Origin of the sequence: Dietzia sp. B32 (assembly GCF_024732245.1) — a bacterium.
In the GTDB taxonomy this organism is placed as follows: domain Bacteria; phylum Actinomycetota; class Actinomycetes; order Mycobacteriales; family Mycobacteriaceae; genus Dietzia.
This window is the reverse complement of sequence record NZ_CP093845.1, coordinates 3,162,541-3,182,147: the sequence shown is the minus strand read 5'-3', so window position 1 is coordinate 3,182,147 and position 19,607 is coordinate 3,162,541. Positions and strand designations below refer to the sequence as shown.

20 protein-coding genes, 1 tRNA gene and 1 other RNA gene are annotated in these 19,607 nt (G+C 70.4%); 16 read left to right on the top strand and 6 right to left on the bottom strand.

All coding sequences use genetic code 11. The features are described 5' to 3' along the window. Positions 1 to 831 (bottom strand): class I SAM-dependent methyltransferase, encoded by an 831-nt coding sequence (locus tag L8M95_RS15055; protein WP_260486894.1) that lies wholly within the window; start codon positions 829 to 831, stop codon positions 1 to 3. A 195-nt stretch (positions 832 to 1,026) separates the two neighbouring features. Here L8M95_RS15055 and L8M95_RS15050 point away from each other — a divergent pair, with 195 nt between their 5' ends. Next, positions 1,027 to 1,719, top strand: a complete 693-nt coding sequence (locus tag L8M95_RS15050; RefSeq protein ID WP_260489277.1) for a helix-turn-helix domain-containing protein — start codon at positions 1,027 to 1,029, stop codon at positions 1,717 to 1,719. Between the two features lie 87 nt (positions 1,720 to 1,806). Continuing rightward, positions 1,807 to 2,976, top strand: coding sequence for an NAD(P)/FAD-dependent oxidoreductase (locus tag L8M95_RS15045; protein WP_260486893.1), 1,170 nt, complete (start codon positions 1,807 to 1,809; stop codon positions 2,974 to 2,976). On the opposite strand, the gene L8M95_RS15040 is transcribed toward L8M95_RS15045, so the two are convergent. Next, positions 2,945 to 4,105 (bottom strand): acyl-CoA dehydrogenase family protein, encoded by a 1,161-nt coding sequence (locus L8M95_RS15040; RefSeq protein WP_260486892.1) that lies wholly within the window; start codon positions 4,103 to 4,105, stop codon positions 2,945 to 2,947. The two genes, L8M95_RS15045 and L8M95_RS15040, sit on opposite strands and share 32 nt — an antisense overlap. A gap of 144 nt (positions 4,106 to 4,249) precedes the next feature. On the opposite strand from L8M95_RS15040, the gene L8M95_RS15035 reads away from it, so the two are divergent. From L8M95_RS15035 to L8M95_RS15025, 3 genes are all read left to right on the top strand, one after another. Continuing rightward, a complete protein-coding gene (locus L8M95_RS15035) occupies positions 4,250 to 4,864 on the top strand; it encodes a TetR/AcrR family transcriptional regulator (RefSeq protein ID WP_396118985.1) in 615 nt (204 codons plus the stop codon). A 142-nt stretch (positions 4,865 to 5,006) separates the two neighbouring features. Further along, entirely contained in the window at positions 5,007 to 5,717 is a 711-nt protein-coding gene (locus L8M95_RS15030; protein WP_260486890.1) for a S1 family peptidase, read from the top strand. A 156-nt stretch (positions 5,718 to 5,873) separates the two neighbouring features. Continuing rightward, positions 5,874 to 6,053, top strand: coding sequence for a hypothetical protein (locus L8M95_RS15025; RefSeq protein ID WP_260486889.1), 180 nt, complete (start codon positions 5,874 to 5,876; stop codon positions 6,051 to 6,053). 72 nt (positions 6,054 to 6,125) lie between these two features. On the opposite strand, the gene L8M95_RS15020 is transcribed toward L8M95_RS15025, so the two are convergent. The 3 genes from L8M95_RS15020 to L8M95_RS15010 form a co-directional block, all read right to left on the bottom strand. Next, on the bottom strand, positions 6,126 to 7,331 hold the full coding sequence (locus L8M95_RS15020; RefSeq protein WP_260486888.1) for an acyl-CoA dehydrogenase family protein: 1,206 nt from the start codon (positions 7,329 to 7,331) through the stop codon (positions 6,126 to 6,128). 49 nt (positions 7,332 to 7,380) lie between these two features. Then, a complete protein-coding gene (locus L8M95_RS15015) occupies positions 7,381 to 8,787 on the bottom strand; it encodes an acyl-CoA dehydrogenase family protein (protein ID WP_260486887.1) in 1,407 nt (468 codons plus the stop codon). Positions 8,788 to 8,903: 116 nt separating this feature from the next. Then, positions 8,904 to 9,707 (bottom strand): inositol monophosphatase, encoded by an 804-nt coding sequence (locus L8M95_RS15010; RefSeq protein WP_260486886.1) that lies wholly within the window; start codon positions 9,705 to 9,707, stop codon positions 8,904 to 8,906. Positions 9,708 to 9,879: 172 nt separating this feature from the next. Between L8M95_RS15010 and prfB the strand changes: the two genes are divergently transcribed. From prfB to L8M95_RS14955, 11 genes are all read left to right on the top strand, one after another. After that, positions 9,880 to 10,989: a peptide chain release factor 2 gene (prfB, locus tag L8M95_RS15005; protein WP_260486885.1), complete on the top strand. Its 1,110-nt coding sequence runs from the start codon at positions 9,880 to 9,882 to the stop codon at positions 10,987 to 10,989. Next, positions 10,986 to 11,882, top strand: coding sequence for a mechanosensitive ion channel family protein (locus L8M95_RS15000; protein WP_260486884.1), 897 nt, complete (start codon positions 10,986 to 10,988; stop codon positions 11,880 to 11,882). The genes prfB and L8M95_RS15000 overlap by 4 nt, the downstream gene beginning before the upstream one ends. Further along, positions 11,882 to 12,526, top strand: a complete 645-nt coding sequence (locus L8M95_RS14995) for a hypothetical protein (RefSeq protein WP_260486883.1) — start codon at positions 11,882 to 11,884, stop codon at positions 12,524 to 12,526. The genes L8M95_RS15000 and L8M95_RS14995 overlap by 1 nt, the downstream gene beginning before the upstream one ends. Positions 12,527 to 12,611: 85 nt before the next feature. Then, the gene (ftsE, locus tag L8M95_RS14990; RefSeq protein WP_260486882.1) at positions 12,612 to 13,301 is read left to right on the top strand and encodes a cell division ATP-binding protein FtsE; all 690 of its coding nucleotides are present in this window, start codon (positions 12,612 to 12,614) and stop codon (positions 13,299 to 13,301) included. After that, positions 13,301 to 14,203 carry a permease-like cell division protein FtsX gene (ftsX, locus tag L8M95_RS14985; protein WP_260486881.1) on the top strand — a complete coding sequence of 301 codons (903 nt, stop codon included), beginning with the start codon at positions 13,301 to 13,303 and terminating at the stop codon, positions 14,201 to 14,203. Before ftsE ends, ftsX begins: the two co-directional genes overlap by 1 nt. 72 nt (positions 14,204 to 14,275) lie before the next feature. Next, on the top strand, positions 14,276 to 14,785 hold the full coding sequence (gene smpB, locus L8M95_RS14980; RefSeq protein WP_260486879.1) for an SsrA-binding protein SmpB: 510 nt from the start codon (positions 14,276 to 14,278) through the stop codon (positions 14,783 to 14,785). Then, a complete protein-coding gene (locus L8M95_RS14975; RefSeq protein WP_260486878.1) occupies positions 14,782 to 15,630 on the top strand; it encodes an EamA family transporter in 849 nt (282 codons plus the stop codon). The genes smpB and L8M95_RS14975 overlap by 4 nt, the downstream gene beginning before the upstream one ends. An 85-nt stretch (positions 15,631 to 15,715) precedes the next feature. Further along, positions 15,716 to 16,089, top strand: a transfer-messenger RNA (tmRNA) gene (gene ssrA / locus L8M95_RS14970). A gap of 189 nt (positions 16,090 to 16,278) precedes the next feature. Next, positions 16,279 to 17,016, top strand: a complete 738-nt coding sequence (locus L8M95_RS14965; protein WP_260486877.1) for a DsbA family protein — start codon at positions 16,279 to 16,281, stop codon at positions 17,014 to 17,016. Positions 17,017 to 17,173: 157 nt separating this feature from the next. Beyond that, positions 17,174 to 17,246: transfer RNA gene (locus L8M95_RS14960), tRNA-Ala, on the top strand. Positions 17,247 to 17,340: 94 nt separating this feature from the next. After that, positions 17,341 to 18,444, top strand: coding sequence for a serine hydrolase (locus L8M95_RS14955; protein WP_260486876.1), 1,104 nt, complete (start codon positions 17,341 to 17,343; stop codon positions 18,442 to 18,444). A gap of 22 nt (positions 18,445 to 18,466) precedes the next feature. Here L8M95_RS14955 and nadE read toward each other — a convergent pair whose 3' ends face one another. Then, a complete protein-coding gene (gene nadE / locus L8M95_RS14950; protein ID WP_260486875.1) occupies positions 18,467 to 19,333 on the bottom strand; it encodes an ammonia-dependent NAD(+) synthetase in 867 nt (288 codons plus the stop codon). Positions 19,334 to 19,607: the final 274 nt, after the last annotated feature.

The following is a 19,607-nucleotide window of genomic DNA, read 5'->3' as shown; positions in this document are numbered from 1 at the left end:
TCAGAGTCGCGTCCCCGTCCAGAGCAGGTACTCCCAGTCCATCCGGCCGTCCCCGGTGTCCTGGGACCGGCCGAGTCCGGCCAGCGCCGAGTCCAGGGCCGCGACCGCGTCGGGGTCGTCGGCGATCGCCCTGTAGATCGCGATCGTCGGGCCGTAGTGGGCCTTGAAGAAGTCCCGGAAGTCCTCTCCGCTGCCGAAGCAGTCGACGGCCAGCAGGGCCGTGGCCGCGGAGACGTCGCGGACCCGTTCCCCGAACAGTCCGGCGACGTGGTCGGCATCGCCCCACAGAGGCGGGGGCTGTGCGCCGGGCGGGGGCGGGGGCGCGTAGGGCTTCATCATGGCGAACATCCGACCGATGAAGCCCGCCGGAGTCCAGTTCGCCATGGGTATGCGGCCGCCGGGCCGGACCACCCGCAGCGGCTCGTCGGCGGCGATCTGATGGTGGGGTGCGAACATGACGCCGACGGTGGAGATGGCGACGTCGAACTCCCCGTCACCGAACGGGAGCGCCTCGGCGTCGGCGACCTGCCAGGTGAGGTCGAGACCCTCTGCCTCCGCCCGGGCCCGCCCGGAGTCCAGCAGCTCCGGGGTGAGATCGGTGGCGACGACCACCGCGCCGGCACGGGCGGCCGGGAGAGAGGCGTTGCAGGCTCCTGCGCCGATGTCGATCACCCGGTCGCCAGGGCAGATGCCTGACGCCTCGACCAGGTTCCGACCCAGGGTCGGGATCACGACGTCGGCGACCCGGGTGTAGTCACCCGACGCCCACATCTGCCGGTGCATGGCCTTGAGTCGGGAGTCGGCGGTGGCGGGCACGGTCGTGGGTGTCATGGGAAGCCTCCGGATGGATGTGCGGGAGTGGGACAGTTCGATCCTGCGCCGCGGTGGCGGTGGGCTCCAGTCCCGGATCTGAAGCGGGCACGGTTCACGATCTGTACCGGTATCCGGCGCGATCGGGGGTCTAGAGTGGGACGCCGAGGAGTCGTCAAGACCGGATACGGACAGTTCTGCCCCGTCGCCAAGGCGATGGAGCTGCTGGACGAGCGGTGGACCCTGCTCGTCGTCCGCGAGCTGCTGTCGGGCAGCACCCACTTCAACGAGCTGCGCCGCGGGAATCCCAGGATGTCGCCGGCGCTGCTGTCCAAGCGGCTGCAGACGCTCGAACACGCGGGTGTGGTCCGCCGAGACGAGTGCGCCGGTCGCAGCAGCTATCGGCTCACCGAACGCGGTGAGGAACTGCGCCCGGTCGTGGAGGCGCTGGGGGCGTGGGGGGTGCGCTGGGTGGGTGAACTCGGCGATCGCGACCTCGACCCGCACCTGCTCTTCTGGGACATCCGCCGCACTGTCCGGGTGGACCGCTGGCCCCGGGGCCGCACCGTGCTCCTCTTCATCCTGGCGGACGTCCCTGCGGCCACCGCCCGTTGGTGGCTCGTCGTGAACGGCGACGACGTCGACGTGTGCGATGCGGATCCGGGGCACGGGATCGACGCCACGGTCGAGTCGACCCTGCGCACCATGGTGGAGATCTGGAGAGGGGACCGGTCGTGGGGGGACGCGATCCGGACGTCGGCGGTGGTGCTCAGCGGGTCGGGTGATGTCACCACCCGGGTCCCCGGCTGGATCGGCGCGATGACACTCGCGTCCGTGCCGCGCCCCCGTCAGACGGCCGCCCCATCCGCGGTCGCCCCGCCCGCGGTCGCCGACCGTAGACGCCCGTAGTCACCGCCCACAGATACCGCCCACAGATACCGCTCACAGACACCGGCCGGTGGTCACCGGTTCGTGGGAGTACCCGATCATGGTGTGGTGACACCCGCGCAGCAGCTCCCGGCACGCCGGGTCGACGTGGCGGTGATCGGTGCCGGCCAGGCCGGGTTGTCGGCCGGCCACCACCTCCGGCGGCGGGGGTTCGCGCCGGTCGACCGTGCCGAGGTGGGGGAGCGCACCTTCGTCATGTTCGACGCCGAGGTCGCCGCCGGCGGAGCATGGCGACACCGGTGGGAATCGCTCACCATGAGCACGGTCAACGGCATCTTCGAACTCCCGGGCCACCCCGTCCCGGTAGTGGACAGTGCCGCCCCGAGTCGGGACGTCCTGCCGCCCTACTTCGCCGACTACGAGGACCGGTTCGGACTCGATGTCCGGCGGCCGGTCCGCGTGCGCTCGGTCCGCAGACCCACGCCGGGGCTGGACGGGCCGGGGTCCGACCACCTCGTCGTCGTCACCGATCCAGGCGGTGACACCCGCCCTGAGGCCTGGGCGGCGCGCTACGTCATCAACGCCACTGGCACCTGGACCCGGCCGTTCTGGCCGTACTACCCCGGCCAGGAGACGTTCCGCGGGCGGCAGCTCCACGTCCACGACTACGTCGCCGCCGAGGAGTTCGCCGGGCAGCGCGTGGTGATCGTGGGCGCGGGGATCTCCGCCACGCAGCTGCTCGAGGAGATCTCGCGAGTGGCCCGGACACTGTGGGTGACCAGGCGGGAGATCGAGTGGGAGACGGACCCGGCGCCGGAGAACTTCTCCGCCGCGATCGACCGGGTCGCCGAACGCACCGCGCAGGGACTGCCCCCGCAGAGCGTCATCCGCGTCACCGGAATGTACCGCGCACCGTGGATCGAGCGCGCCGACGAGCGCGGTGTCCTGGTCCGCCACCCCATGTTCACCCGCATCGAGCCCGACGGGGTGCGGATGCCCGACGGGCGACTCGAACCCGCGGACGTCATCCTCTGGGCGACCGGGTTCCGGCCCGCGATCGCCCACCTCGCGCCCCTGGGGTTGCGTACCCCGGAGGGCGGCATCCGGGTGGCCGAGGGGCGGGCGATCGACGAACCGCGGTTGTTCCTCATCGGCTACGGCCCGTCCCAGTCGACCGTGGGGGCCAACCGGGCGGGCCGTGACGCCGTCCGGGCGATCGTCGCCGAGCTCGGGACGGCACCGCCCCCTAGAGGGTCCGCGAGATCAGCTCCTTCATGATCTCGTTGGTGCCGCCGTAGATCTTCTGCACGCGGGCCGAGGCGTACATGCGGGCGATCGGGTACTCCGTCATGAAGCCGTAGCCGCCGAAGACCTGCAGGCAGCGGTCGATGATCTCGCACTGCTTGTCGGTGCAGTAGTACTTGGCCATAGACGCCGTCGACGGGTCCAGTTCACCCGTGAGATGCAGGCCGATGCAGTGGTCCAGCAGGGTGCGCGAGGCCAGCGCCTCGGTCTTGCACTCGGCCAGCTCGAAACGCAGGTTCTGGAACTTGAGGATGGGCTTGCCGAACGCCTCGCGCTCCTTGGCGTAGTCCGTCGCCAACCGCACGGCGGTCTCGGCGGCGGCGACCGCGGTCACCGCGATGATGAGGCGTTCCTGGGGCAGCTGCTGCATGAGCTGGATGAACCCCTGGTCCACTCCCTCCTCCCCGCCCAGGATGTTCCCGGCGGGCACGCGCATGTCGTCGAAGAACAGCTCCATCGTGTCCTGGTACTTCAGGCCGATCTTGTCGAGCTTGCGGCCGCGGTCGAAGCCGGGCAGGTCGGTGGTCTCCGCGACCAGCAGGGACAGGCCCTGCGCGCCCTCGCCGCCCGTGCGGGTGACGATGATGAGCAGGTCGCAGTGCATGCCGTTGGAGATGAAGGTCTTGGCGCCGTTGACCACGAAGTCGTCACCGTCACGCACCGCCGAGGTGCGCAGTGCCTGCAGATCCGACCCGGCGCCCGGCTCGGTCATCGCGATGGCACCCACCATCTCACCGGTCGCCAGCTTCGGCAGCCAGCGCTGCTTCTGCTCCTCCGTGCCGTACTGGAGGATGTAGTGCGCCACGATCGTGCTGTGCACCGAATTGCCCCAGCCGTCATCGAGGGCTCGGGTCTGCTCCTCGGCGATCACGGCCTCGTGGGCGAACGTGCCACCCCCGCCGCCGTACTCCTCCGGGATCGAGATGCACAGCAGGCCCGCGTCGCCGGCCTTGTTCCAGAATTGGCGGTCCACGGCGCCCTGTTCGGCCCAGCGCTCGAGGTTCGGGGCGGTCTCCTTCTCGAGGAACGCGCGCGTGTGGGCGCGCAGCGCGTCCAGATCGTCGGTCATCCACGGGGAACGGAACGGGGCGGTCTCTAGCACGGGGGACTCCAGCGATGAGGTGAGGGCCGGTGGCGGCCATGACGACCCCACCATACAACTGCATTGTGTGGCATGCATGTGTATGGTCGACGTTCCGGCGGTGCCCTCGGGCGTCGCGCGTCGCGGCGAGACGAGGTGGGGCGAGTGAGCGCAACGGAACCCGGCACGGTGGACGGCGCCCCACGGTCCGCCGACGGTGACCTCACCGCCCGCGCGCGGATCCGCTACGCCGCGCTGGAGTTGTACTCCGACCACGGTGAGGACCGGGTCTCGATGCGGCGCGTCGCCGCCGAGGTCGGCGTCACGATCGGGTTGATCCAGCACCACTTCGGCACCAAGGAGGGCCTGCGGCGCGCCGTCGACGAACTCGTCGTGGAGCAGGTGGTCGCGGCGCTGGCGACCGTCGAGCACACCGGATCGGCGGCCGAGGTCGTGGCGGCCCGCGACGCCGCGGTGCGGGAGATGCTCGAACGCAACCCGATGCTGGTGAAGTACATCAACCGGGCGCTCCTCGAACCCGATGGCCGGGGCGCCCCGCTACTCGAGTCGATCGTCGAGCTCACCACCAGGGAGGTCGACAGCCTACGGCGCGGCGGCCACGCCTCGACGCGGGTCTCGGACAAGGTCCAGGTGGTGCGCACACTCATGGGCCAGGTGGGGGAATTGTTCCTGGAACCCGTCGTGGCCGCCGTCTGGGCGCAGATCGGCGGCGACCCGGACGAGCGACCCTCCATCCGCATCACGGTCGAGGGGCGCTGACCGGATCCGGGCTGACGGGTCGAGTGCCACAGGGGCGGTGAGGATTCACCGAACCCGGGCGTAGTGCGCGAGTCGCTGATCGCCGCTACGCTGTCGAGGGCGTATACCCGGGCATTCCGCCCGGGATGGGAAGGACACGTACATGAGGTTCACCCGTCTGGCGAAGCTCGCCGCGACGGCCGTGATGGCCGGTGCCGCCACACTGATGGTGCCCGCAGCCGCCCAGGCCGCCGTGCCGGTCGGAGGCGCGACCCCCGTCATGGTCGGGGGAGTGGCCGGATGCACCATCACCGCCGCGGGGTACGACGCCGCGGGAGCGCCGGTCGCGTTCACCGCCGCCCACTGCAGTGACCGGATCAACGCCCCGGTCTACCTCCGGGACAACCCGAGAGCCGGTGCCATCGGCACCATCGCCACCCGGAACGAGATCCTCGACTACTCCGTGATCCGACTGGATCCGGGCGTCGCCGTCCCCGTCCGGCAGGCGGGCGTCGTGGGCCGCGCGCCCGCGCCCGAGTTCGGCGACGTCGTCTGCAAGGACGGCTTGTCCACCGGGCACACCTGCGGCATCACCTGGCAGCGCGAGGGTGACCGGTTCTGGAGCCACGCGTGCGCCGGTTACGGCGACTCCGGCGGGCCCATCACGCGGGACGGCCGCCTGGTCGGACTGATCTCCGGTGGGCACATGCCGCCGGCCGCCGGGTCCGCCGGCAGCCTCGGCCCCGTCCTGCCCTCGTGCATCCACGCGGCGCAGTCGCCGTTCTTCCTGCCCGCGCTGGGGTACTCCTTCGACGCGATCGTCGCCGACGCCACCGCGCGCAACTGGCCCGGTCGCGGATTCCAGATGGCCTGATCGTCTGCCGCGCCTCCCGCGTGCGAGGGGGCCGACGAGGGGCCCGGTACCGGAACAGTCGGTACCGGGCCCCTCGTCCGTGTCGGCACTCGTATGTGCCGACGAGGGTGTCCGTGGAGGCGGGAGGTGTCCGACCCCGTCGCTACCGTCCGCTCCATGCTCTGGACCGAGGACGCGCCCACCCACTGTCCCTACGGGCACGAACTCGGCCCCGACCGCGTCCTCGTCGGATGGGACGCCGGCCGCAGCGGCAGCCTCGACCACGGTCACCGCGTCCATATCTGCAGACAGTGCGGGACCATCATGGCGTGGACCCCGCGCAGTCGACTGGAATGAGCGGGGTGCGACGAGCAGCGCCCCCGCGGAACGGGTGTCCGCGGGGGTGCTGTGGGTGGTGCTCCGGTCAGCTCACTTGAGCTCGGCGCTGGACAGGTCCAGGATCCGGCGCGCGATCACCAGCTGCTGGATCTGCTGGGTGCCCTCGAAGATGTCGAGGATCTTGGAGTCGCGTGACCACTTCTCCAGGAAACTGCGCTCGGAGTAGCCGTAGCTGCCCGCCAGCTCGACCGCACCCAGGGTCACGGCGGAACCGGTGCGCCCGGCCTTGGCCTTGCACATCGATGCCTCCTTGGTGTTGGGCATCTTGTTGTCCGCCATCCACGCCGCGCGCAGTGTGAGCAGGTAGGACGCCTCCCAGTCGGCCTCGAGCTCGAGGTACTTGGCCACGGCGGCGGGCTGGCTGGTGGCGGGCCGGTCGTAATCGATCTCCAACCCGGCCTCCTCGAGGAGGGTGCGGATCTCCTCGAGCGCGGCCCGCGCCACGCCCACGGCCATGCCGGCGACCAGCGGGCGGGTGTTGTCGAAGGTCTGCATGGCGCCGGCGAAGCCCTTGTCCACGCGGATCTCCGGGTCGCCCAGGAGGTTCTCCTTCGGCACGCGGCAGTCGGTGAAGCTGATCTGCGCGGTGTCGGAGGCACGGATGCCCAGCTTGTGTTCGAGCCGGTCCACGGACACACCGGGGTGGTCCCGCGGCACGACGAAGGACTTGATCGCGGCGCGGCCCTTGCTCTTGTCCAGGGTCGCCCACACCACGATGTGGTCCGCGCGCTCGCCGGAGGTGACGAAGATCTTGGTGCCGTTGAGGACGTATTCGTCACCGTCGAGCCGCGCGGTGGCCGAGACGGCCGCCGAGTCGGATCCGAAGTCGGGCTCGGTGATGGCCATCGAGGCCCACACCCGGCCGAACTTCTCCATCTGCTCGTCGTTCGCCACGGCGGCGATCGCGGAGTTGCCCAGCCCCTGGCGGGGGATCGAGAGCGTGAGGCCGACGTCACCCCAGCAGGTCTCGATGATGTTGAGCAACGACTTCATGTTGCCGCCGTTGGCCACGCCCTCGCGCCGGGGTGCGCCACCGGATCCCATGGTGGCGCCGGAGGCGGCCTGGCCGGCGTCCTCCATGGCCTCCATCATGGCCTTGAGGGTGTCCAGCTCGACGGGGTACTCGTGCTCGGCGAGGTCGTACTTACGCGAGACGGGTCGGAAGATCTGCGTGGCCACCTGGCGGGCCTGGTTCGCACCCGCCTGCAGCTTCTTGGGGAGTTCGAGGTTGATCATCGCTTCAGGTCCTTGGTCCGGTTCGGGAGGGTGGCGGAGCGGGCGTGGGTCACAGGACCACCACGCCCTCCGCCACTCCCACGGCACGCAGGTCGCGGTACCACCGCTCGACCGGGTGTTCCTTGGTGAACCCGTGGCCACCGAGGAGCTGGACACCGTCGAGGCCGATCCTCATGCCCTTGTCCGCGGCGATCTTGCGGGCCAGGGCGGCCTCGCGGGCGAAGGACAGGCCCTGTTCGGCGCGGGCGGCGCCGCGCCAGGTGACCAGGCGCATGCCGTCGAGTTCGGTGGCCATGTCGGCCACGGCGAACGCGACCGCCTGGCGGTGGGCGATGGGCTCGCCGAAGGCGTGACGCTCCTTGACGTACGGGGTCACGTAGTCCAGGACGGCGTGGGAGGTGCCCACGGCGAGGGAGGCCCAGCCCAGGCGCGACAGGCGGATGACGTCGGCGTAGGCCGAGGACCGGTCGTCCGGCGAGGCGTCGGGACCGCCGAGGATCGCGTCGGCGGGCAGGGAGACGTCGGTGAGGACGAGTCGGCCGAGGCCGGCGGCGCGCAGACCCATGGACGGATCGGCCTCCACCACGAGTCCGTCGGTGTCCGACTCCACCACGAAGAAGGTCGGCGCGCCGTCGAGCGAGGCGGCGACGACGAAGAGTTCTGCGCTGCCGGCCGTGGGCACCATCGACTTGACGCCGCTCAGCGTGAATCCGCCGGCGGTGCGGGTGGCGGTGGTCTCGAGGGTGAACGGGTCGAAGAGCGGCCGCGGCTCGGCCACCACGACGGCGGCGGCGGGGACCTGTTCGGAGGCGAACGCCGGCAGGTACGACTTCTGCTGGGTGTCCGAGCCGAACTGCGTCAGGGTCGTGGCCACGCCGGACGGGGCCAGGATGGGCAGGGCCAGGCCCATGTCGCCGTAGGCCAGGGCCTCGGCGACCAGCGAGTTGGTGACCACGCCGCGCTCGGCGGCGATGCCCTCGAACTCCTCGGGCACGTTGAGCATGGTGGCGCCGATCTCGGCCGAGCGCGCGAGCAGCGACGCGGGTGCCTGGGCGGCGGCGTCGGCGTCGTGCGCTGCCGGCCGGATGACCTCGGCGGCGAACTCGCGCACGGTCTGCGAGATCATCTGCTGGTCCTCGTCCAGCGTGAGGTCGAACAGGTCGGGTCGTGCCTCGGCGTCGGCGTCGGGCAGTCGCTTGGGTGCGCCGCCGCCGGAGACCTTCTTGAACGACTTGGTCGCGGCACCGAGGGTCTTGAAGCCGGTCTTGGTGGCCTCGTAGGTGACCCGGTCGACCTTCTGGCGTAGGCCGAAACGCTCGGCGAACTCCGACCCGGTAATGGTGGTCAGCGCGCGCATGGCCGCGCCGATGGCGTCGATCCGCGCGGGGTTCTTGCCCGGTGTCGAGGTCTCCGCGCGTCCGGTCGTGGACGGGGCTGTGGGGTTCTTACTCATCATCACCAGCTGTTCTCGTGACGGACGGTGGACGGTGCTGTCCCCGCCACCTTACTTCGGAGTAAGTTCCGAGCGCCAGACCTTTCCCGAACATGTTCTCGTCACCGGGCGGGCGCGTGTCAGCCGCGCAGGAGGTCGACCGCCTGCTCGACCGCGCCGGGGCGGCCGGCCACGAACCAGTCGTAGCCGTTCACCTCGACGGTCGCGCACACCCCGCCCGCCCCCTCGACGAGCGCGCGGCCGGGGAGCCAGTCCCATTCGGGGCAGGAGTGCTGGCACCAGACCGTGTGGATCCCACACGCGACGGACGCCAGGTCCACGGATCCGGACCCGAGCATCCGGATGGTCGCAGCGCCACGACTGACCCGGTGGAAGGGCTCGGCCAGATGTGGGTCGTCGAAGAAGGGGGGGTGGAGGTAGGTGGCGAGGCTGCCGGCCGCCAGGTCCCCGGGGGTCAACCGGGCGACGGGGACCCCGTTGCGGCGCGTGGGCACGTCCGATCCGCCGACGAAGGTCTCCCCGGTGACGGGTCGGTGGACCGCCCCGAGCAGGTGATCGTCGCCGTCGGTGACCGCGACCGCCGAGCACCAGTAGTCGGAGCCGGAGATGAAGTTGAAGGTGCCGTCGACGGGGTCCACGACCCATCGCCGCTCGGAATCGCCGGAGACGAGGGTGCCCTCCTCGCCCAGGATGCCGTCGGCCGGGCGGTGGGCGGCCAGGAGCGCGGTGATGTGTCGCTCCGCGGCGTCGTCGGCCTCGGTGACGACATCGGAGATCGAGGTCTTGCGCCGGACGTCGAGGCCGTCCTCGCGTAGGCGTCGGGCCAGGGTCCCGGCGTCGACGACGAGGCGGGCGGCGAGATCGACGTCGGTCATCTCCGCGATGGGCTTCTCGAGCGGGTGACCAGGGTGGCGGGTGTCCATGGACGTTCACTTCCTCCACGTGGGCGTCGCGGCCCGCTGACCACGGGGCGGTGGCGGGTCCGCGGCATCCGACGCTACCCCGGCGCGCGACGGCCGGAGGTGCGCCAGGCCACGTGTGGGGGACGGGTGGGCGAACGGTGGGAGGCGGGCGGGCCGCGTAGAGTTGGATACCGTGCACCCTGACGTTTCCGCCGACATCTCAGCCCTCGACGCGACCATGACCACGGTCGAGAAGGTCCTCGACATCGAGGAGCTCGCCCGCCGCGTCGACGAGCTCGAGCAGATGGCCGCCGACCCGGACCTGTGGAACGACCAGGACCGGGCGCAGCAGGTCACCAGCGAGCTGTCCTACATCCAGGCCGACCTGCGCCGCTGCCGCGAACTGCGGCAGCGTATCGAGGACCTGCCACTGATGTACGAGCTGGCGGAGGAGGAGGGCGACGGCGCCGTGGAGGAGGCGGACACCGAGCGCGCCAGCCTCCGTGAGGACGTCGAGGCCATCGAGGTCAAGACGATGCTCAGCGGCGAGTACGACCAGCGTGACGCCGTGGTCAACATCCGCGCCGGCGCCGGTGGCGTCGATGCCGCGGATTTCGCCGAGATGCTCATGCGTATGTACATCCGGTGGGCCGAGAAGGCCGGCCACAAGGTCGAGGTGTACGACACCTCGTACGCGGAGGAAGCCGGAATCAAGTCCGCCACCTTCGTAGTCAAGGACCCGTACATGTACGGGACCCTGTCCGTCGAGCAGGGCGCGCACCGGCTGGTACGGATCTCCCCGTTCGACAACCAGGGGCGCCGTCAGACCTCGTTCGCGGAGGTCGAGGTCCTGCCCGTCGTGGAGACCGTCGACTCCATCGAGGTGCCGGAGAACGAGGTCCGGGTGGACGTCTACCGCTCCTCCGGCCCGGGTGGTCAGTCCGTCAACACCACGGACTCCGCCGTCCGCCTCACCCACGTCCCGACCGGGATCGTGGTGACGTGTCAGAACGAGAAGTCCCAGCTGCAGAACAAGGTCGCGGCCATGAAGGTGCTGCAGGCCAAGCTACTCGAGCGCAAGCGGCAGGAGGAGCGGGCCGCCATGGACGCCCTCGGTGCCGGCGGCAACGCCTCGTGGGGCAACCAGATGCGCTCCTACGTCCTGCACCCGTACCAGATGGTCAAGGACCTGCGCACCGAGTACGAGGTGAACAACCCGTCGGCGGTCCTCGACGGTGACATCGACGGGTTCATCGAAGCCGGCATCCGGTGGCGGATGCGGGAGGGGGCACACGCCGAGTGACACTTGCGACCAACTTCGACGGGATACTGACCTGGCTGCGAAACGACGGCCTGGAGGTCCTGCTCCTCGTCCTGGGCGCCGCCCTGTTGACCCGGATGATCGGCAAGGTCGCCCGGATGTGGACCGGTCGGATCGACGCGCGGAACGCCGACAAGGAACTGTGGTCCGAGGAGTCCAAGCACCTCCACTCACTGGTCCAGGTCATCTCCTACGTCGCGGTGGGAATGCTGTACATCCTGTTCGGCATCCAGGTCCTGCTGCGTTTCGGCGTCAACCTCGTCACGCTGGTGGCGCCGGCGACCGTGCTGGGTGCGGCGCTGGGCTTCGGTGCCCAGAAGATCGTCCAGGACTTCCTCGCCGGTTTCTTCGTGCTGGCCGAGCGGCAGTACGGCTACGGCGACATCGTCGAACTCACCACCGCGACCGGCGTCGCGGCCGGGACGATCGAGGACGTCACGCTCCGCGTCACCCGGCTTCGCACCCTGGACGGGGAGGCGGTCATCGTCCCCAACGGCCAGATCGTCACCGCCATCAACCAGTCCCAGGACTGGGCCCGGGCGATCATCGACGTCCCCGTACCCAACAACGCCGACATGGACAAGGCGCACGAGGTGCTCGCCGAGGTCTGTCGCGACATCGTCCACGACGATCGGGTGGGTGAGTACGTGCTCGACGAGCCGTCGGTCATGGGTGTGCAGTCGATCAAGCTCGAGCAGACCGTGATCCGGCTGCTCGCCCGCACCCAGCCGGGGATGCAGTGGGAGGTGGGGCGCCGGATGCGCGCCGTGATCCTGCGCCGCTTCCGGCAGGAGGGCATCGTCCTCGAGCCCGAGGCGCTGGCCGCGATCCGCGCGGGGATGCTGCGCCCCCAGACCGGAGAGGGGAGCGTCTGATGGCCCGACACAGGGAGGACGACACCACCGGGGCCGGCGCCACACCCGCGGGGGCCCCGGTGATCCGCGACGACGACCCGACCAGCGACCTGCCCGATCCGCTCGGCCTGGGGGGGACGCCCCCGCCGGATGCGCCCTCGCGGCGCCCGAAGCCGAGGTTCCTCGCGCTGCTCGGGGAGTTCTTCAGGATGTCGCGGACCACCGCGATCCTTCTGGGGGCGTTCGTCCTGGCGGGGGCGCTGTATCTCCTCGTCCGCGATGAGCCCGTGGTCGCCTTCGGCCCACCCGCCCCACCGCCGACCAGCGCGCCGGCAGTGCCCGACGAGCAGACGTCCGCCCCCACCGAGTCGGCCACCGAGACCACCGATCCGACCTCCACGTCGGCGACCGAACCCTCGGAAACGGACTCGCTCACCACGGGGACGTCCGTTCCGGAGGGAACCGCCACGTCGAGCCCGGGGTCCGACGGGCGGTTCGGTGGCACAGTCCGGCAGACCCCACAGCAGCAGCCCGCGCCGCAGCAGACGCCGCAGACCCGGTTGCCGCAGCAGGAGCCCGACCAGCAGTCGCAGCCGCAGGGGCGACAGGAGGCTCCGGAGGCCGGAGAGACCGCGGTGCCCGACGGGGGCGCACTCGAGGGGTAGTCCTGCGGACGGGTTCGATCGCCGTCCGACCCGCGGAGTGACCGCGCCCGCCCTCATGGTTCCCGTGTGGCGCTAGGCTACTACTGTGATCAGTGCTACTCGTGTGACGAAGTCATACCCGTCCTCGACGCGTCCGGCGCTGGCCGACGTGAGCGTGGAGATCGGTGACGGCGAGTTCGCGTTCCTCATCGGGGCGTCCGGATCGGGCAAGTCGACGTTTCTCCGGCTCGTCCTCCGTGAAGACCGGCCGGATTCGGGCGATCTCACGGTGGCAGGACACGATCTCACACGAATGAAGGGCTCCGACGTCCCCGCGCTGCGGCGCACCCTCGGGTGCGTGTTCCAGGACTTCCGGCTGTTGGAGAACAAGACGGTCGCGGAGAACGTCGCCTTCGCCCTGCAGGTGATCGGCAAGTCGCGGCGCACGATCGACAAGGTCGTGCCGGAGACGCTCGACATGGTCGGGCTGGGCGGTAAGGCCGATCGCCGGCCGCACGAACTCTCCGGCGGGGAGCAGCAGCGGGTCGCGATCGCGCGGGCGTTCGTCAACCGTCCGGTGCTGCTGCTCGCGGACGAGCCCACGGGCAACCTCGACCCCGAGACCAGCGAGGACATCATGCTCCTGCTCGACCGGATCAACAGGACGGGGACGACGGTGCTCATGGCCACCCACGACCGGCACATCGTGGACCGCTCACGGCGCCGCGTCGTGGAGTTGGTGGACGGCGCGGTCGTGCGAGACGACGCCCGCGGGACCTACGGGGTGGACCGCTGATGGCTGCTCCGTTCATCGCGTCCGAGGTCGCGCAGGGACTGCGCCGCAACCTGTCCATGACGCTGGCGATGATCATCACCACCGCGGTGGCACTGGGCATGCTGGGGGCGGGACTGCTCGTGGCCATGACCGCGTCCGCGAGCCAGGCCAAGTACGACTACCTCAACGAGTTCCGCGTCTACGTGGACCGTTCCATCTCGACGTCGGATCCCGACTGCACGGGGGAGTGCGGTGAGATCCGCGAGCAGCTCGAGGCGACGCCGGGCGTGGCATCGGTGGAGTACAAGAACCCCCGGGAGACATACGCCGAGTTCGTCGAGCTCTTCGCGTCGACCGACCCGGTGTTGGTGGAGTCCACCTCGCCGGATGCCCTCGGCTCACGGTTCACCCTCACGCTGACCGATCCCACCCGGGCCGAGGTGGTGGCGCAGGACCTGGCCGAGGTGGCGGGGATCGAGATCGTCCAGGGGCAGGGCGAACTGGTCGAGCGGGTCTTCTCGGTCCTCGACGGGGTCCGCAACGCGGCCTTCGCGATAGCGGTCGTCCAGTTGCTGGCCACCGTCCTGCTCATCGCCAACATGACCCAGATCGCGGCGTTCACCCGGCGGACTGCCCTGGGGATCATGCGACTGGTCGGAGCGAGTCGCTGGTACACGGAACTGCCGTTCGTGCTGGAGGCGGTGATCGCGGCGGTGACGGGCGCCCTCCTGGCGGTGGGCGGGCTCCTGGTGGCCAAGAACGTCTTCCTCGACAGGGTGTTGGTCGAGGCCTACCGAGCGAACCTGGTCGAGCGGATCACCACCTCGGACATCCTCCTGCTCGCGCCCGGGCTCGTCGTGGCCGGCGCGGTGGTCTCCGCGCTGACAGCCTGGATCACCCTGAGGCTCACGGTTCGGCACTGAACGCCCCGTCCATCTAGACTCTGGGGGCTGTAGAACGGCGGCACGGGCACGATGACGAGGAGGTGAACCGACGTGGCCAAGAAGAACAAGAAGAAGGGTGCGTCGTCCCTCGGTTCCGACGGGAGCATCGTCGCGAGCAACCGCAAGGCCCGGCACGACTATCAGATCCTGGACACCCACGAGGCCGGCATCGCGCTGGTGGGCACCGAGATCAAGAGCATGCGCGAGGGCAAGACCTCGCTGGTCGACGCGTTCGCGACGGTCGACGACGGCGAGGTGTGGCTCCGCGGGCTCCACATCCCCGAGTACTCGCACGGGAGCTGGACCAACCACGCCCCGAAGCGCGCCCGGAAACTCCTGCTGCACCGCCGCGAGATCGACTCGCTCATGGGCAAGGTACGTGACGGCAACGCCACCCTCGTCCCGTTGTCGCTCTACTTCGTGAACGGCCGCGTGAAGGTCGAGCTGGCCGTCGCCCGCGGCAAGCAGGCCCACGACAAACGCCAGGACCTCGCCCGCCGGACGGCCGAGCGCGAGGCCGTGCGTGAACTCGGCAGGAAGATCAAGGGCATGCGGGCATGATGCCGGTCGCGCTGGCGTCGACATCGGCGGTGGCGTACGGCATCAGCGACTACCTCGGCGGCGTGGCCTCCCGCCGCGCCCGGGTGCTGCGCGTGGTCAGCGTCTCCTACCCGCTGTCGATCCTCATGGTGGGAGGGGCGGCCCTCCTCGCCGGTGGCTCGCCGACACCTGTCGGTCTCGGATGGGGTCTGGCCTCCGGGGTGGCCTCGGGCATCGCGGTGTGGACGTTCTACCTGGCCCTGTCCCGTGGGCCGATGAGCGTGATCTCGCCGATCACGGCGGTCCTGGCGGCGGCCATACCGCTGACGTTCGGGCTGGCCGCGGGGGAGCGGCCCGGGGCCGGGGCGACGGCCGGCATGGCGCTCGCCCTCGTGGCGACCGTGTTGGTGTCGATGGAGGGCCGGGACGGCTCGTCCGCACAGCACGGTCGGCTCACCCGGCGGTTGCTCGCGCTCACGGTCTTCTCGGGGCTGGCGTTCGCCGCGTTCTTCGTACTCTTGGCGCAGGTTCCGGCCGGTCAGGGCCTGTGGCCGGTCGCGGCCTCGCGCATCGGGGCGACGGCGATGCTGCTCACCGCCGCCGTCGCGGCCCGCGAGTCATTCCGGTTCCCTCGTCGTCTGCTCGCCATCGGCGTGGTGATCGCCGTCTTCGACGCCGTGGCCAACGGGGCGTTCTACTTCGCCTCCCAGGCGGGGATGCTCTCCCTGGTCAGCGTGATCGCCGCCCTGTACCCCGCCTGCACGGTGGCGCTGGCGATCACGCACGGCGGCGAGAGGATGCGGACGGTGCAGACGGCCGGTCTCGCCCTGGCCGGGGCGGCGATTGTCCTGCTCGCGCTCGGCTGAGCTACGGAGAGCGGGATCACCCTGGCGGGCGGTGTGCCGCCGGGGTAGTGTGGGGAGTCCGTCGACGGAAGTCGGCGGTCCTGACGGGGCTGACTTGGTTTCGACTACGTGAGTTGACGCAGGGGAAGCGTGCCGGTGCAGGCCAGAGACCACCGTAAGCGTCGTGGCAACCAATTACGCGCCGATACCAATCAGCGCGACTACGCCCTCGCTGCCTGATAGCGAGCCCGTAGTCTGTCGGCCCGGGGTCGCTCTCGCCCCGGTCACCGGCATCATCTAGAGAGATCACCGGCTCACCCGGTCACGGGGTGGGTCGGGACATCACACAGTGACTGGGATCGTCATCGCCGACATGTCCGCATGAGGGCGAGATCCGAGTAGAGGCCAACGCGGACTGCGCACGGAGAAGCCCTGCCGATGCTGCGGAGGACCCGGGTTCAATTCCCGGCAGCTCCACCATTCGGGCCACACCCCCGGTCGACACCGACCGGGGGTGTGGTGCATTTGCGACGACCGCTAGAACCCAAGCCGCTAGAACCCGAGCGGTGCGCACGCGGGGTCTCCTCCGCAGCTTCGGTACCCTCTGGCGTAGTGCCGGTCACCCGCGAGAGGTCGACGGTCTCCCAGTAGAGAAAGGCCCGCGTACACGTGAACGCCAAGCCCAACAAGAACACCAAGGTGCTCCAGACCAAATCCAACAACGGGATGATCATCACCGTCGTCGCGCTCATCGCGATCGCCGTCGTGGTCCTCGGCGGGGTCGTCTGGATGGCGCAGCGGGGTGGCGAGGCCAACCCCATCACGTTCGGCGAGACCAGCGACGAGCTGATCGACATCACCGAGACCGGCGTCGTCGTCGTCGGCCCCGAGGACGCGCCCACCGTGCAGATCTGGGAGGACTACATGTGTCCCGCGTGCGGCTCGTTCGAGGCGCAGTACGGCGAGTCGATCTCCGAGGCCGTGGAGGCCGGGGACCTGCGGGTCGAGTTCCACACGCTGAACTTCCTCAACGGCCAGTCCGGTTCCGGGGAGTACTCCACGCGCGCCCTGGCGGCCGTCCAGTGTGTCGCGGCCAAGGACTCCCTGCCCGTGTTCTTCGACGTCAAGAACGCGTTCTTCGCCGAGCAGCCGGGTGAGGGCGGCGGCGACCGCTCGGCCCGCGAGCTCGCGAGCACCGCCGAGGCGGCCGGTGCGAACGCGGACACGGTCGAGTGCATCGGCAACGTCGAGTCCAACGGTGGCATGGACAAGGCCTCGGACAGTGCGGACAACGCCCAGAAGACCATCCGCGAGATCACCGATCGGGTGTCCACCCCGACGGTCGCGTACGAGGGCGAGGTCGTCGAGATCGGCAACGCCGCGTGGCTCCAGGACATCATCGCGTAGTCCGTCCCAGAGGTGCCCGGCCGTCGTGCCGGTGCGGACTCCCGGCCCCGGCCCCGCCCTTCACGGCGGGGCCGGGGCCGATTTGGATGCCCGAACAGTGGTGGTGTAACTTAGGTCGGGCCGGTGACCGAGAGGTGAGCGGCGGACAAATGGATACGGGGCTATGGCGCAGCTGGTAGCGCACCACACTGGCAGTGTGGGGGTCAGGGGTTCGAGTCCCCTTAGCTCCACCGAGGACGAGATCCCGGGATATCGGAAACGATGTCCCGGGATCTCGCCATTTGGCGTCTTCCGCCATGCACTCCCCGACCGTAGTGTCAGTGCATGGCGCGATCGATGGAGCTGTCCCGCGCGGTCGACGTACTCGACGCACTCGTCGACGACGGTCGGCTGGGCGGGTACGTCTGTGGCGTCCGGGAGGGCGGGAGTGCGCGGATCGTGGCCGGTGGTACCCGCCACGTGGGCGGCCCGGCCCTGGCGGAGGACGCGGTGTTCCCACTGTCGTCCAACACCAAGCCGATCGGTGGGCTCCTGGCGATGCGACTGGTCGAACGCGGAGTGCTGACACTCGACGACGCGGTCGACACCCACCTGCCCGAACTGGCCGCGCCGCGTGTGCTGACCGAGCCGGACGGCCCGCTGGGCGAGACGGTCCCGGCCGAGCGGCCCGTCACCCTGCGGCATCTGCTCACCATGACCGCGGGCGTCGGATGGGCGGGGGAGAACCCCGCGCTGTCGGAGGCCATGTCCGCCCGTGGGGTCGGCCCGGGCCCCTACGCGCCGACCGTCGGTCCGGACGAGTACCTCCGGCGCCTCACGGAACTGCCCTTCGCGGGGCAGCCGGGTCGCGGGTGGTGGTACCACACCAGCAGTGACATCCTCGGGGTCCTCCTGGCCCGCGCGACCGGGTCGACGGTGGGCGCCCTGCTGGCCGAGCACGTCACGGGCCCCCTGGGATTGACCGATACGGGGTTCACGGCCGACCTCTCCCGCCTGCCCACCTCGTACGGGCTCCGCCCCGACGGCCGGCTGCAGCCCCTGGACACCGCGGCCAGGTTCGCCGCCCCGCCCGTCTTCGAGTCACTCGCCTGCGGACTCGCCGCGACGGTGGGCGACTATCTGGAGTTGCTGGGCGTGCTCGTCGACGGCGGACCGGTGCTCGACGCGGAGAGCGCGCGGCTGATGACCACCGATCACCTGACGGAGCCGCAGCGGGCGAGCGGTGAGGGCTTCCTCGGGCCCGGCTGCGGCTACGGGTTCCAGGTCGAGGTCCGTCCCGGCGGCGTGGTCGGTTGGGCCGGGGGGCTGGGGACCAGCGGCTACGTCGATCGCGTCAGTGGGCGGGCGGCGGCGGTGTTCACCACCCAGTCCTATGACGTCCCCGGCACCGCCGAGGCGCTCGAGACGGTCTGGCCGCTACTGCGCTGAGGGGCCGCCCCCGGTGGTCGGGTCACCGCCACCACGTGTCCAGCGGGGTCGCGGGCACGGTGCGCTTGTGTCGCGAGCCCAGGAACAGTCGGTCGATCCGGTCGGACGCCTCGGGTGGGACGCCGTCGCGCCCCTCCAGGTAGTCGTCGATCTGGGCGTAGGTCACGCCCAGCGCGACCTCGTCGGGCAGTCCCGGCCGGTCGTCCTCGAGGTCGGCGGTGGGGACCTTGCGCCAGGTCGAGTCCGGCGCGCCGAGGTGGCGCAGCAGCGCCGCGCCCTGGCGTTTCGTGAGACCGGTCAGGGGGGTCAGGTCGACCCCGCCGTCGCCGTACTTGGTGAAGAAGCCGGTGACCGCCTCGGCGGCGTGGTCGGTGCCGACGACGAGGAGGTTCAGCTGCCCGGCCACGGCGTACTGGGCGATCATCCGCTCACGCGCCTTGACGTTGCCGCGGACGAGGTCACGGAGCGACCCCGCCTCGCCGGGGAGGGTCGCGAGGGCGGCGGAAGCGGCAGCGGAGGCGGCGTCGGAGGCGGCGCGGACGTCCACCGTGAGGGAGTGGTCCGGGCGGATGAACTCGAGGGCCGCCTGCGCGTCCGCCTCGTCGGCCTGTTCGCCGTACGGCAGGCGCATCGCCACGAACGCGGCCTGCGTCATCCCCTCGTCCCGGAGGCGCTCCGCGGCGAGCTGGCACAGTCGGCCGGCGAGGGTGGAGTCCTGGCCGCCGCTGATTCCGAGGACGAAGCCCGTGGCGGGGGTCGAGCGGAGGTACTCCGCCAGGAACGCGACCCGCGCCTCGACCTCGTCCGCGGGATCGATGTCGGGACGGACGCCGAGTTCGGCGATGATCGCGGTGCGCAGCGCGGCGTGGTCGGTGGGGGTCTCGGTCATGTCGCCAGCATAGGAACCGCGTGTGACGTCCACGTGACATCCCGATGGGTGTGCCCGGGCGGGAGCCCGAGGGCCGGAGTTCGCTCGATTCATCCCGGGGGCGCCGATCCACGCCGTTCCGCCGTCCGGCGCCGGTTGGAGTTCTGGCCGGACCGTCCGTTACGATGGACCAGTTGTGTGTCGTGCATCCGACCTCCGGGACGGACGTGTCGCACAGTGATTCCCAGTCGTGTCGGCGGCCACAGCGGTCGCCCCGAGAGCCTAAGGAGCGCCA